General features: G+C 41.1%; 13 protein-coding genes. 12 read left to right on the top strand and 1 reads right to left on the bottom strand.

Going from position 1 to position 14,007, the window contains the following annotated elements:
* Position 1 precedes the first annotated feature (1 nt).
* Together VC178_RS01360 and VC178_RS01355 are read left to right on the top strand one after the other, a co-directional pair.
* Positions 2-1,231 (top strand): glycosyltransferase family 4 protein, encoded by a 1,230-nt coding sequence (locus VC178_RS01360; protein WP_323481340.1) that lies wholly within the window; start codon positions 2-4, stop codon positions 1,229-1,231.
* Positions 1,228-1,752 carry a WbuC family cupin fold metalloprotein gene (locus VC178_RS01355; RefSeq protein WP_323481339.1) on the top strand — a complete coding sequence of 175 codons (525 nt, stop codon included), beginning with the start codon at positions 1,228-1,230 and terminating at the stop codon, positions 1,750-1,752. The genes VC178_RS01360 and VC178_RS01355 overlap by 4 nt, the downstream gene beginning before the upstream one ends.
* Here VC178_RS01355 and VC178_RS01350 read toward each other — a convergent pair.
* Entirely contained in the window at positions 1,736-2,839 is a 1,104-nt protein-coding gene (locus VC178_RS01350) for a glycosyltransferase (RefSeq protein ID WP_323481338.1), read from the bottom strand. The two genes, VC178_RS01355 and VC178_RS01350, sit on opposite strands and share 17 nt — an antisense overlap.
* 243 nt (positions 2,840-3,082) lie before the next feature.
* Here VC178_RS01350 and VC178_RS01345 point away from each other — a divergent pair, with 243 nt between their 5' ends.
* From VC178_RS01345 to VC178_RS01300, 10 genes are all read left to right on the top strand, one after another.
* The gene (locus VC178_RS01345) at positions 3,083-4,051 is read left to right on the top strand and encodes a glycosyltransferase family 2 protein (protein WP_323481337.1); all 969 of its coding nucleotides are present in this window, start codon (positions 3,083-3,085) and stop codon (positions 4,049-4,051) included.
* Positions 4,052-4,074: 23 nt separating this feature from the next.
* On the top strand, positions 4,075-4,917 hold the full coding sequence (locus VC178_RS01340; RefSeq protein ID WP_323481336.1) for an ABC transporter permease: 843 nt from the start codon (positions 4,075-4,077) through the stop codon (positions 4,915-4,917).
* Entirely contained in the window at positions 4,907-6,274 is a 1,368-nt protein-coding gene (locus VC178_RS01335; protein ID WP_323481335.1) for an ABC transporter ATP-binding protein, read from the top strand. Before VC178_RS01340 ends, VC178_RS01335 begins: the two co-directional genes overlap by 11 nt.
* 41 nt (positions 6,275-6,315) lie before the next feature.
* Positions 6,316-7,038 (top strand): TylF/MycF/NovP-related O-methyltransferase, encoded by a 723-nt coding sequence (locus tag VC178_RS01330; RefSeq protein ID WP_323481334.1) that lies wholly within the window; start codon positions 6,316-6,318, stop codon positions 7,036-7,038.
* Between the two features lie 2 nt (positions 7,039-7,040).
* Positions 7,041-7,721 (top strand): class I SAM-dependent methyltransferase, encoded by a 681-nt coding sequence (locus VC178_RS01325; RefSeq protein ID WP_323481333.1) that lies wholly within the window; start codon positions 7,041-7,043, stop codon positions 7,719-7,721.
* A gap of 63 nt (positions 7,722-7,784) precedes the next feature.
* Positions 7,785-10,211 carry a methyltransferase domain-containing protein gene (locus VC178_RS01320; RefSeq protein ID WP_323481332.1) on the top strand — a complete coding sequence of 809 codons (2,427 nt, stop codon included), beginning with the start codon at positions 7,785-7,787 and terminating at the stop codon, positions 10,209-10,211.
* Positions 10,212-11,189 carry a glycosyltransferase family 2 protein gene (locus VC178_RS01315; protein ID WP_323481331.1) on the top strand — a complete coding sequence of 326 codons (978 nt, stop codon included), beginning with the start codon at positions 10,212-10,214 and terminating at the stop codon, positions 11,187-11,189.
* Positions 11,186-12,133 carry an NAD-dependent epimerase/dehydratase family protein gene (locus tag VC178_RS01310; protein WP_323481330.1) on the top strand — a complete coding sequence of 316 codons (948 nt, stop codon included), beginning with the start codon at positions 11,186-11,188 and terminating at the stop codon, positions 12,131-12,133. Before VC178_RS01315 ends, VC178_RS01310 begins: the two co-directional genes overlap by 4 nt.
* 8 nt (positions 12,134-12,141) lie before the next feature.
* The gene (locus VC178_RS01305) at positions 12,142-12,984 is read left to right on the top strand and encodes a class I SAM-dependent methyltransferase (RefSeq protein WP_323481329.1); all 843 of its coding nucleotides are present in this window, start codon (positions 12,142-12,144) and stop codon (positions 12,982-12,984) included.
* A gap of 19 nt (positions 12,985-13,003) precedes the next feature.
* Positions 13,004-14,002: an NAD-dependent 4,6-dehydratase LegB gene (locus tag VC178_RS01300; RefSeq protein ID WP_323481328.1), complete on the top strand. Its 999-nt coding sequence runs from the start codon at positions 13,004-13,006 to the stop codon at positions 14,000-14,002.
* The last annotated feature ends 5 nt before the right edge of the window (positions 14,003-14,007 follow it).

The following is a 14,007-nucleotide window of genomic DNA, read 5'->3' as shown; positions in this document are numbered from 1 at the left end:
TTTGCATACTATTACACCTTCTAAATCCATTAAAACCGTAGTCATTATTGGCGATGCGTATCCTCCCTTACAATCTTCGGCCTCACAGCAATTAAAAGATCTGGCTATTGAATTTTTAAATCAGGATATTATCCCAACAGTTATCACCTCTGATTCTGAATTAATGTCCCCATATTTGGTTGAGTCTGTGGATGGGGTAAAGATATTGCGATTAAAGACCCTAAGATATAAAGATGTTAGCCTTATTAGACGTGCTTTAGCTGAAATTTCTATGTCATTTTTTATGATTCGGAATTATCAAAAAAGTAGCATGACAAGCTCGCGATGGGAGGGAATAATTTGGTATTCGCCCAGTATTTTTTTAAGCCTATTTGTTTATTATCTAAAAATAATAAATGCATGTCAAGTGTACTTAATTTTGCGTGATTTTTTTCCTGCTTGGGCCTTAGATTTGGGACTAATAAAAAAAGGTTTTTTTTATTACTTTGCAAAATGTTGTGAAAAATTCCAATACTCAGTTGCAGATTTTATTGGCATTCAATCTTTTGGGAATTTGGGTTACTTTAGGAAGTGTGCGCCTAGCCTACAGAAAAAAATCCAAGTTTTACAAAATTGGCTTGCCCCTATTCCAGTCAGTTATTGCAGTATCTCGGTTTCAGAACTGCCAATTGCCAATAAAAAAATCTTTATTTATGCGGGCAATATGGGTGTTGCGCAAGGTATGGGGGTGCTAATTGAATTAGCTGAGATATTGCTCTATCGAAGTGATATTGGATTTCTTTTCGTTGGGCGCGGAGCTGATGTAGAGCGTTTAAAGCTTGAGGCGAAAAATAAAGGACTAGTTAATACTTTTTTTTTCGATCAGATTAAATCAGATCAGATTCCAGGCTTATATGCACAATGCCATGTTGGTCTGATAGCCCTGGACCCACGGCATTCAACGCATAATATTCCGGGCAAGTTTCTTTCTTATTTGCAGTCCGGTTTACCTGTGTTGGCAATTATTAACAAAGAAAATGATCTTGCGTTGCTAATTAGGAAATATCAGGTAGGTAAAGCAACTTCAGACTATACAAAAGAAAATCTTAAAGTGCTTGCTGAATCAATCATTGATGACATTAAGCTAGATGCAAATGGAATTAGCGAGCGATGCAGAGCATTGTCAAGGGATTTATTTTCACCCCAGGTGGCAGTTAGTCAAATTCTTGCTGCACTAAATTCTAAGAAATGAAGCTATTTTCAAGTAATTATCTCAGTGATTTATTGAATACCGCCAGACAATCAAAGCGGTTAAGGGCTCACGCTAATTTACATCAATCACATCAGGATCCCTGCCAAAGACTTTTTAATGCATTAAATTCTGGGAGTTATATTCGTCCGCATCGGCATTCCCTTGACCCTAAAGATGAATGTTTGATGGCTATCAAAGGTTTATTTTCTCTAATTATTTTCTCAAATTGCGGTGTCATTAACTCCATCACGATTTTTGGTAGCGAAAAGTATTCAGAAGAAAAGGTGATTGCATCAGGTGTCGAGGTACCTGCTGGGGTTTGGCACACAGTTATCTCTTTGACTCATGAATCAATTCTATTTGAGGTTAAAAGCGGACCATTTGACCCTTCTCTAGCTAAAGAGCTGGCACCTTGGGCACCTGAAGAAGGGGGTGCTAATGCGCCTCAATATCTAAGCCTACTCAAACAAAAGAGTTTTGATGAGTTATCTAAAGTGCTCAAAGTTAAGATTTCCCTTTGAGCCATTTGGGTGTTTTAAAGCGTACTATGGATTTATATATCCACCAGTAATTGATACAAAAAATTATAAATGATAGTTGCAACACCCAAGTAGAATTCCACCATAAAACACCGGGCATTATTGCTAAGCTGGAAAGTAGCCATAGATATGGCGATGTTTTTGCATTAGTTGAAAAAGTAGGTTCTTTCTCAACCTGAAGTTGGAGGGGGGCATGTGCCCACCGTAATAATCTGCGATAGATGAGTGAATGAAAATGAGCGGCATCTGGAATTCCTGGACTTTTTCCTTGATGTACTTTTCTACGCCAAATGGTAAACAAGGTTTCAAAAACAGGATAGGCGTTAATAATCAATGCAAACCAAGGTGAGATTTGTTGATTGCGATCAATGATTAGTATTGAAGAAATAGCAATCCAAAAGCCAATTAAGTAAGCGCCACCATCTCCCAAGAAGATTAGGCCTCTGGGGTAGTTCCAGACGAAAAATCCTGCAATGCTGCCAATGAGCGCTAAGGGCATGATGACCATGGGAATATCGCCTACTCTAAAGGCAACATAGGCAATAGCCATTAAGGAAATGATTCCCACCATACTCGCAAGACCATTAAACCCATCAATGATGTTGTATGCATTTGCAAGCCCAGTAATCGCAAAGCAAGTAAAGATAATTGATATCACAGGAAGTGCGATCGCGCTATCGATAAAGAGCATGTCTAAATTTGTGATGCGAATCCCAAGAAAATAAATGGCGAGTAATGCGCCAATGGCAACTACAAATAACCGAGTAAGGACGCGAATTTTTTTACTGATATCTTCAGTAATGCCAATAGCAAATGCTGGAAAAGAGCAGGCAATCGCAGTAAACAGCAAAAAGCCATCATCCAAGTTTTGCAAGGCCCTAACAAAGCTGGCAATACAAAGACTAATGAAAATACCTAGGCCACCAATACGGGGGACTGGGATGACATGAAATTTCTGTGGTCCAGCCAGTTGGTTATCGTCGCTAAAACGAGAGTGAAGATGCGAATACCTAACCAAAGCAAGGGTAAGAATCAGGGAGCTTAAGAAGCCAAAGATGAGGGTGTACATGGATTGATTTTAATCTGCCCAAAATGCATTAATGATCTAACCAATTAAATATAGGTATTTGTCCGGTAAACGGTATTAGCAGTCCTATTCCCTAAATTAGAGAGATTTAGTGTGAATTTGTGCGGATAAGCACCAAATTACCCCCCCCAATAGTTATAATTGCCATATATAAATGGGGTCAAATCCCTCTGGAGCGGCTTAGTTGTCAATAAATTGGTCAAAATTGGGTAAAAATTTTTGTAAATGACCGATTTAATTGATAAAAATTCTCTATTGAGCCCCGCTTCCGATGCTCCGTTGGTGGCTATATTGCTTTGCACGTATAACGGGGCAAGGTTTTTAGCCGAGCAGCTTAATTCCTTGGAGGCTCAAACTCATCAAAATTGGGTGGTGATTGCTAGTGATGATGGCTCTACCGACCAAACCCTAGAAATCTTGCGGCAATATCAGGCCAAGTGGCCTGCCGGGAAATTGACGATTCGTAGTGGCCCTCAAAAAGGCTTTTGTCAAAATTTTTTATCGCTTGCTTGTGATTCGGAAATTAAAGCCGATTACTTTGCTTTTTGTGATCAAGATGATGTGTGGTTGCCAGCCAAATTAGAAGTTGCACTAAGCAATATCGTTGCCAATCAATCTGATGGTGTGCCTTACTTGTATTGTGGGCGTACTAAATACGTTACCGAGAATCTAAAACCGTGCGGTATGTCGCCACTATTCGTATTTCCGCCAAGCTTTAGAAATGCTTTAGTGCAAAGCATAGCCGGTGGCAACACGATGGTATTCAATCGGCCGGCAAAAAATTTAATTGAAAAAGTGGGAGCTGTTGATGTGCCATCACATGACTGGTGGTTTTATCAACTCATATCAGGTGTTGAGGGGGATGTTTTTTATGATCGCAATCCACAGTTGCTATACCGCCAGCATGAATTTGCTTTGGTTGGCGGGAATGATTCCTTCCCAGCAAAAATGGAACGAATTTGGATGTTATTGCAGGGACGCTTTCAAAAGTGGAATACGCAAAATATTCATGCGCTAAAGCAAGTTAACCACTTGTTAGTAAAAAATCATCAAGAAATTTTAAAAATGTTTGAGCTATTGAGAGGTGCGGGTATCAAAGATCGATTCCGCTTAATGGAGGTGTGTGGTTTATATCGACAGACACGACGCGGCACTTTTAGCTTATTTCTAGCCAATTTAATCAATAAGATTTAAAGCTAAATACGAATTCGAAATACATGTCACAGCTATTGAACACCCATCAAACTCCGCCTACATCGCTATTAGCGCTGATTAGAAGCTTGAGAAAAAACTGGCAATTAATTGTTCAGATGGTAAAGCGTGAAGTATTAGGGCGGTACAAGGGATCCTTCTTTGGTCTGGCTTGGTCTTTTTTTAATCCCATATTGATGTTGACTATTTACACCTTTGTCTTTTCGGTAGTATTTAAGGCAAAGTGGGGGATGAGCAATGATGAGGATAAGACGCAGTTTGCATTGACGCTTTTTGTTGGATTAATCATCTTCAATCTTTTTTCAGAAGCGATTAATCGTGCCCCAAATTTAATTCTAGGGAATGTCAATTATGTAAAAAAAGTCATGTTCCCTTTGGAGATACTTCCAGTTGTTAGCATGGGAGCCTCTTTGTTTCATGCCCTAATAAGCCTATTTGTATTAATGGCAGGCATGATTATTTTTAATGGCTACATTAGTTGGACAACGATATTGATTCCTTTGATATTTCTTCCGCTTATCTTTTTAATATTGGGGATGTCTTGGATTTTTGCATCACTTGGTGTGTACATGCGTGATGTGGGGCAGACAATCGGCATTCTCACTTCGGTCCTGATGTTTATATCCCCCGTGTTTTATTCGATCGATGCACTGCCACCAAGATTTCAATTTTGGATGATGCTAAATCCCTTGAGTTTCATTATTGAGCAGGCAAGAGCTGTTTTGATTCAAGGGCAAATGCCCAATTGGGATCTGCTAAGTATTTACACGGTAGGATCACTCATATTTATGTGGTGCGGATATGCCTGGTTTCAGAAGACGAGGAGGGGGTTTGCCGATGTCCTCTGAAGAAATAGTTCTGAGCGTTAAAAATTTAAGCAAGCATTATGAAATATATGAAAAGCCTGGCGACAGGCTAAAGCAATTTATTTTCCCTAAATTCTCTCGTTTATTTGGCAAAGCGCCTAAAAAATATTATCGAGAATTTTTGGCTCTTGATAATATCTCCTTCGACCTTAAAAGAGGTGAGACTGTTGGAATTATTGGTCGTAACGGAAGCGGCAAATCTACTTTGCTACAGATGATCTGTGGAATCCTAAAGCCTAGTAGTGGCAGCATTGAAGTCAGGGGACGTATTGCTGCATTGCTGGAATTGGGTTCGGGATTTAATCCGGAATTTACGGGGCGTGATAACGTGTATATGAATGGTTCAATTTTAGGATTATCGAAGGAAGAAATTGACCAGCGCTATGATGAAATCTGTGCGTTTGCTGATATTGGTGAATTTATTGATCAACCGATTAATTGCTACTCAAGCGGGATGATAGTTAGACTGGCATTTGCCGTAATAGCGCATGTTGATGCTGATATTTTAATCGTGGATGAGGCGCTTTCAGTAGGGGATGCTTTTTTTAATCAAAAATGCATGCGGTTTATTCGTGAATTTCAAAGTAATGGGGGCACTTTATTATTTGTTAGTCATGACACGGGTGCTGTTCTTAATTTATGTAATGGTGCCATCCTATTGAGCCATGGGCAGATAATCGCACGAGGTTCTCCAAAGGAGGCTACTAAGCATTATCTTGAAGCGCTCTATGAAGAAAGTCAAAATATAGACGGCACGATTTCAGGCAACTCAGTTTTATTGGACGATGATGCTGAGGGGGTTACTGATTATCGAGATATGCGTGAGGACCTATTTAATGCATCAACATTGCGTAATGACGTTGAGATTTTTAAATTCCATCCAGAAGAAAGTGGCTTTGGAGCTGGTAATGCTGAAATAACATCAGTGCAGTTACTCAATAAAGACGGTATGAGGCTTTCTTGGGCGGTCGGTGGGGAGGACATTATTCTTGATATTCGATCTTTAGCTCATAAAGAGATTTTATGTCCCATCGTTGGTTTTGAATTCAAAGATCGATTAGGCCAAGTAATTTTTTCAGATAATACATACCTGGTTTATCGTGATCAACCGCAACCAGTTAGCAAGGGTTGTGAGCTGATTGCAAAGTTTAATTTTCGCTTGCCCGTATTACCTTCGGGCGATTACAGCATTTCAGTTGCTTTGGCTGACGGCTTACAAGATAGTCACATTCAGCTTCATTGGTTGCATGATGCTTTGATTTTAAAAGTACATTCGAGTTCAGTGTGCTACGGGTTAGTGGGTGTTGCCATGAATAAAATTGAGCTACTAGCGCTTTGATTGTTTTATATTGTGGTGCATATTTTTAGTGAGGTATTTTGATGTTTAAATTGCATAGAGATTTTCCGATTGAAAGTTATAACCAAGATGGATTGGTTTCTATGCATAACCATGATTTTATGGCTGATGAAAGGTTTGCTTCGGCCTATCAACGAGGTGTATGTGCCGCAGGAAAAGACTATAACTGGCATTGGCGTGTTCATATCGGGTTATGGGCCGCAAGAAACGCGGTAAAACGAATTGGTGACTTCGTTGAATGCGGGGTGAATGCCGGCTTTTTAAGTTCAAGCATAATGCATGACCTTGATTGGGATAGTCAGGGAAAGACATTCTATCTGCTAGATACTTTTTCTGGCATTGATTTGAAACATGTAACCCAGGGGGAGTTAAACGATGGAATTGCAGATAAAAATTCCGCGCTTATTAGAAGCGGTTTTTATTTAACTTCTTCAGAAAGTGCGAGGAAAAATTTTTCACAGTGGAAAAATATTAAAATAATTGAAGGAGTCATACCTGACACATTGAGGCACGTGGATGCCAATCAAATTAGCTTTTTACATATTGATTTAAATTGCGCCCCTCCTGAAATTGCAGCCATTGACTATTTCTGGGATAGATTAGTTCCAGGTGCAATAGTGCTTTTGGATGATTATGCCTATTTTGGGTTTCATCATCAAAAAGTGGCTATGGATAATTTTGCGCAGAGTCGAGGAGTACCAATTGCATCTTTGCCTACTGGGCAGGGACTTATAGTAAAAGGGTAAACATGCCAATCTCGTGCCCTATATGCGGTGAAAAAAAGTTTACAGAAAATTTTGTGCTTTGGCCTGAGCTTATTGATGCTTGGCAACTATCAAAAACGGAAGCTCAATATATTGATCGTCAACAAGGGTTTCATTGCGACAATTGTAAAAACAACCTGCGGGCGATGGGTTTATCGGCTGCTATTCTTCGAGAGTATAGTTTCAATGGCTTGATCAAGCAATTTTCTGATTATCATGCTGATTTAGCTATATTGGAGATCAATAGGGCGTGTAATTTAACATCTTTTTTGCAGAAATCTCCAAAACATAAACTCATTGAATATCCAGAGTTTGATATGTTAGATTTGGATATCCAGTCCGAGAGTTTTGATTTGATAATTCACTCTGATACCTTAGAGCATGTAGAAAATCCTGAAAGGGCTCTTGCAGAATGCTTAAGAATATTGCGAATGGGTGGTAAGTGTATATTCACCGTTCCAATTATTGTTGATCGTATGAGTCGTTCGCGTGTTGGGCTAGAGTCAAGTTACCATGGGCCATCAGATATGCCTACAAATGATATGAAAGTGTGGACTGAATTTGGGGTTGATGTGTGGAAATTGGCATTAATGGCTGGATTTTCTTCTTGTGAAATTTATGCGTACGAATATCCTGCAGCATTGATTTTAATTGCTAGGAAATAGTTCAATTAAAACTATGAAACATTATGAGGCAACTCCTTTGGTTAATTTGTATTGGCAACATTCATGAATAAACGAGTCCTGGAGTTTACTGGCGAACGCTTTGTTCCGGGAATTGTAGTTGGTGATATCGAGCTTGAGCATCTGCATCGATACGCTTTGGTATGTAAATTGGCTACAGGCAAACGAGTATTGGATATAGCTAGCGGTGAAGGCTATGGCAGTTCAATGCTCGCTGATTACGCTCATGATGTAGTTGGTGTTGACATCTCGAAGAAGGCTATTCAACATGCAAAGAAAAAATATACTGCCTTAAATCTTCGCTTCTTAGAGGCATCTTGCGTTGACATTCCTTTGCCTGACGCTTCAGTGGATATGGTTGTCAGTTTTGAAACAATTGAGCATCATGCAGAGCATGATGCCATGCTGTTGGAGATTAAGCGCGTTCTTGTCCCCGGTGGTTTGCTGATTATCTCTTGCCCTGACAAGCTGGAATACTCGGACAAGCCCGGCTATATCAATCAGTTTCATGTGAAAGAGCTTTATCGCGCAGAATTTTGCCATCTGCTATCTAGGTATTTTTCTCAACATCATCTATATGGTCAAAAAGTATCATATGGATCGGTCATTTTGAGTGAGGCTAATGACATACCGCAGAGGGTGGAAAGCTATGTATTGAAAGATGGCATACCTAGTTATTTTCAAGGAGTTCCAAACGCGATTTATTTGATTGCGGTTGCCTCGGATGGCCCATTGCCATTGCTGGGGTGTGGACTGTTTGATCTACCCTTGACCAGTGCACCAATAGTGAGGCTTGCTAAAGAGCATGCTGCTCGATTAGAAGGTGCTATTAGTTCATTAAAGAGCACTATCGAATCGCTGGTTGTTGACCGTGACCATCAGAGGGCGGAGCTTGAAAAGTTAAGAGGCGATTACACCGACGTCTCCCAGGATCGAGATGATCTTAAGGGCACTATCGAATCGCTGGTTGTTGACCGTGACCATCAGAGGGCGGAGCTTGAAAAGTTAAGAGGCGATTACACCGACGTCTCCCAGGATCGAGATGATCTTAAGAGCACTATCGAATCGCTGGTTGTTGACCGTGACCATCAGAGGGCGGAGCTTGAAAACTTAAATAGGGAGCTACCAGCTGTGTATCAAACAAAAACATGGCGTCTAAAACTTTTTCTTCATAGGTTTGTTTGGCGATGTTTAAGGTTAGTTGCAATTTTCTTTCTTGATAGAAAAGGGCCTTATCAAGAGGATTTAATCAGCGACTCTTCTCGAGTAATTGCTTGCGATAAATTTCACAGCGAGGAGCAATGCAAAAATAAAAATACTTTTCGAATTCTTCTTGTGAGTTTTTACTACCCAACCCGAGCACATGCTGGCGGTCTTCGCATCTTGGATCTCTATTCGATGATTCGCAAGAAATGTCCCAGTGCTCAAATCGATCTTCTGACACATCATAGGTCAACCATTGATTGGTCATTGGATGATGTAAATATACTTTTTGATAATGTTTACCTTTCACCCACTGAAGAATTAAGCCCAGATTCTTTAGGCACTCCATTTAGTTCGCTATCTACATATGATGTTATTGACCTACAATTTCATCAGTCTGGTAAGTACGTAGATGAGTTTAGAAAAATTGGTCGGAAAGTAGTTTTTACGCCTATGGAATCGGCGACGAAAACATTATTTCTGGATCTGCATTCAAGATTAAAACATCAAAAATTTGTGAATCTCCGTCAGTTCGCCAGGTCGCTAAATACTGCAGCAGAGGAGGTGTTATTGACGCAGAAGGTCGATGAAGTCGTGTGCGTATCTCGTTCGGACGCAAGATTTTTGAAGGCGGCAACCTCTTCCAAAAATATCTCTGGAGTTGAGACGGGGCTATCAGAATTTGAGTTCAAAGATGTCCTGAGCGCTGATTTTAAAATGCTTAGCTCCGCCGCTAGAAGTGCCTCTGTAATTTATATAGCTTATTTCGGTTCGGAAACTAATGTACGGGCTTTACTTTGGTATTTGGAAAATGTGCACCCGTTTGTAAGGGGGCGTGTTCCGGAATATATTTTTACTGTTATTGGTCGCGGTGACCTATCGCCCTTCTCAAAGTTCCGCAGTGATCCATCGATTGAATTTATTGGTGAGGTGCCGGATCTTCTCTCACATCTGAGGAAGGCACGCGTCGGCATTGCCCCAGCGCTTGGCGGCTCAGGTTTCCGCGGCAAGGTGAATCAATATGCTGCGCTCGGGTGTCCTTGTGTGGCCTCACCAATTGCGCTTAAAGGGTTATCTTACAAGGATGGCATTGATATATTTATCGGAAGAACGCCAGAGGTTTTTGCTGAGAGATGTGTTCAATTGTTGACTAACTTAGAGTTAAATGACCGTATGGGCCAAGCAGCGCGAAAGTTGTGTATGGAGCGCTATTTATGGCCATCAAAGTGGGATGCAATAAAGAAAATTTATAATCTTAGTGAGGATTGAATGATGGATCAGTCCTCAAAGGTAAGTGTCTTGGTACCTTCTTATAATCATGGGCGTTATATCCGGGAGCGGATCGAGTCGATAATTAATCAAACGTATGTCAATATCGAATTAATCGTTATTGACGATGGTTCGGAAGATAATTCAGATGATGTAATTCGTGGGCTACAAGCCCAGCATGGATTTGCATACCTTCGTAACAAGCAGAATTCCGGCACGCCCTTTTCCGCATGGGAGAGAGTAAGTAGTTTGGCAACAGGCGAATACATTTGGGTTTGTGAGAGCGATGATATTGCAGAATCATCTTTTGTGGAAATGGCTGTTGCAAGCCTTGCAGCTGAACCAGATGCGGTAATGTTTTATAGCAGTTCACACGTTATTAACGAAGCTGGTGAAATTATTGGTCATACCGACAGCTACTTTCACGATATCTGGAAAGAAACCCGCTGGGATGGCGACTTTATTGCAGACGGACGCGCCGAGCTTATTCAGTTTCAGCTGCGCGGACAGACGTTACCTAATATGAGTTCGGCTCTTTTCACTGCTAATGCATTCAGTACAGCTTACACACCATTTCTGAAGCGATTAAGGCTCACAGGTGATTGGTTATTTGTTGGAGAGGTATTGAAGCAAGGCAAAGTCGTGTTTAATCACACTGCTCTAAACCGATTTCGCAAGCATGAAGTTACATCGCGCGTTCGTGTTAAGTCGGCGCGATCCCAGGCTGAATTTATTCTGACTAAATATCGACTGTTTTGTGGCAGCGGTCAGCCCATTAGTAGATTTGCCCCGCTAATGGGATCAGACGTAATCAGATTCCTTTACGAACCTGCCAGTTGGCTTGACGTCAGCAAAGAGCTTCTAAAAGTTTCATGGCCTGACACGATCAGATTCGTGAGCTTACTTTTGATTTCAACTTCAAAAAATACTGCCTACATAAGAAAATTTAAAGAACGCTTCAATCACGCAAAAAAATGAATAATCCAATAACGATTGATCCCACTGCACGTATCTTAATTACGGGTGGCACAGGCCTAGTTGGCCGCGCATTGTCACGCGTTTTGAAAGAGAATGGTTTCATCAACATTATTAGTGTTGGCAGTCGCGATTGCGATTTACGTGATAGCGCTGCAGTGTCACAACTGATGACACAGTCTTCCCCCGACTACGTCTATCACCTCGCAGCACGCGTGCATGGCATTGGTGGTAATGCTCGTTACAAATCCGATGTTTTGGTTGAAAATGTACTTATCAATACCAATGTCATTGAGTATGCGCGCCGTGCCGGTGTAAAAAAAATAGTTGCCATGGGCTCAGGCTGCGTATACCCGGAACTTAATGGGCAAGAAGAGCTCTTTGAAAATCAGGTATGGACTGGCCCACCGCATCCTTCAGAAGATTCTTACGCGCATTCCAAGCGGTTGATGCTTGCGCAACTTAATGCTGCCAGAGAGCAGTATGGATTGTCCTCAGCCTTTGTAATTAGTGGCAATCTATATGGACCGCATGATAGTTTTAATATGGAGGAAGGCCACGTTATTCCATCGCTCATAGCTAAGTTTCATGCGGCAAAACGAAATGGAGCACCCGTAAAGGTCTGGGGGAGTGGTGTTGCAATACGTGATTTTAGTCATGCAGATGATGCTGCGCATGCACTGATAGCAATTCTTCGAAATTTGGAAGGGGCTGTGAATATGGGGAGTGGAATGCGCCATCCTATTCTAGATATTGTTAGGGCTCTAAGTGAATTCACTCAAGTTCTCGTGGAATGGGACGCTAGTAAACCAGATGGACAACTTGTTCGCTACTACAATCTTGATCGCCTTATATCCACTGGTTTTTCATCACGCGTTAAGCTGGCCGATGGGGTGCGTTCCACGTATGAATGGTATGAACAAAACTATAAAATTGTTAGAAGGTAATTAAATCAATGAAAATATATAGAATTCGGTCTTATGATGAGTTTGCTGCTCATGCCCTAAGAAATAAAAATTCTATTGATGCGCATACAATCTATTTAGATCAAGTCACGCCACCAGGCTCTAGTGAATTTACGGTATCTGGCTATTCATATCCAGCTGGTAAGCAAGTCGAATTTCTTGTTGACTTCCAACACTCGGGCGATGGCAATAGAGTCAACTGGCGCGAACGTGTTTGTTGTCCAAAAACATATTTTAACAATCGAATGCGCGCAACTTTTCATTTATTTGATATAGAGATGGAGCCATACCCAGATAGCAAGTTATACATCACAGAGCAGATTACACCCATCTATACCTATTTTGCAGAGAAATTTCCCAATACGATCGGTAGTGAATTTCTTGGTGAGCAATTGCCATTCGGAACTGCGAACATCGATGGTATACGTAATGAGACGCTTTGTGATTTAAGTTTTCCTGATCAATCTTTCGATATGGTTATATCACTTGATGTGCTTGAGCACATACCCGAATATAGCAAGGCTTTTAAAGAATGTGCCCGAGTTTTGAAAAATGGTGGGAGGTTGATGTGGTCAGCTCCATTCGTTCCGAGTTCTCAAGAAAATTTACTGAGGGCGATTATTCGGGATAATGAGATTATTCATATTGAGTCCCCGGAATATCATGGAGACCCCTTATCTGGAGATGGTGTATTGTGCTTTCAACATTTTGGTTGGGAGATGCTTGACCAGGTTCGTTCAGCAGGCTTTAGCGATGCTTATGCGCTTTGTTATTGCTCAACAGAATTTGGTTACTTAGGTGGCGATCAATTTATGTTTATTGCAATTAAATAAATAGCTTGGGATATAGGTTATGAAGATATCAAATAAAAAGATTTTAGTAACGGGCGCAGATGGATTTATTGGTAGTCATCTTGTTCAGTCTTTATTAGACAGGGGTTACGACGTGCGAGCATTCGTCTTTTACAACTCCTTTAACAGTTGGGGCTGGCTCGATACGTTATCTCCGGAAAGGATTCGCTCGCTGGATGTTTTTTTAGGAGACGTACGCGACCCGAATGGAGTGACAAAGGCCATGGAGGGCTGTAGTGTGGTCTTTCACTTAGCGGCGCTAATTGCAATTCCTTTTTCCTATCACTCGCCAGACTCTTATGTGGATACTAACATTAAGGGTACATTGAATGTCTTGCAGGCTGCTCGACGACTGGGTACTGAGCGGGTTATTGTGACCTCCACTTCTGAAGTTTATGGAACTGCACAATATGCTCCGATTGACGAGCGGCATCCTTCTCAAGGGCAGTCACCATACAGCGCTACAAAAATTGGCGCTGACCGACTAGCAGAATCTTTTTTTAAGTCATTCGAAACCCCTGTGATTATAGCGAGACCATTTAATACATATGGCCCACGACAGTCGGCACGAGCCGTGATACCAACGGTGATTACACAATTACTTTCCGGAGTAAAAAATCTCCAACTCGGCGATTTGAGTCCCACACGTGATTTTAATTTTGTTAGAGACACAGTCGAAGGATTTATTGCTTTAGCCGAGTGTGATAAAGCAGTAGGCGAGGAGGTTAACATTGCAACTGGTGTTGAGCATACTATAGCAGATGTGGCTAACTTTCTTATTTCCGAAATAAATCCTGAAGTAAAAATAATAAGCGATGAACAGCGCATGCGTCCAGATGCTTCTGAAGTATTTCGTTTAATAGGCGACAATAAAAAGATAACCACACTCACAGATTGGCGTCCGATTCATGATCTTCATACGGGGCTTAGGGCTACGGTAGACTGGTTCCGCGTACCAGAAAATTTCTTACGCTACAAGGCTTGGTTGTATAACATTTAAAGGAA

Origin of the sequence: Polynucleobacter sp. AP-Sanab-80-C2, from assembly GCF_035012965.1 — a bacterium.
Taxonomy (GTDB): Bacteria; Pseudomonadota; Gammaproteobacteria; order Burkholderiales; family Burkholderiaceae; genus Polynucleobacter.
This window is presented reverse-complemented; position numbering and strand designations above follow the sequence as displayed.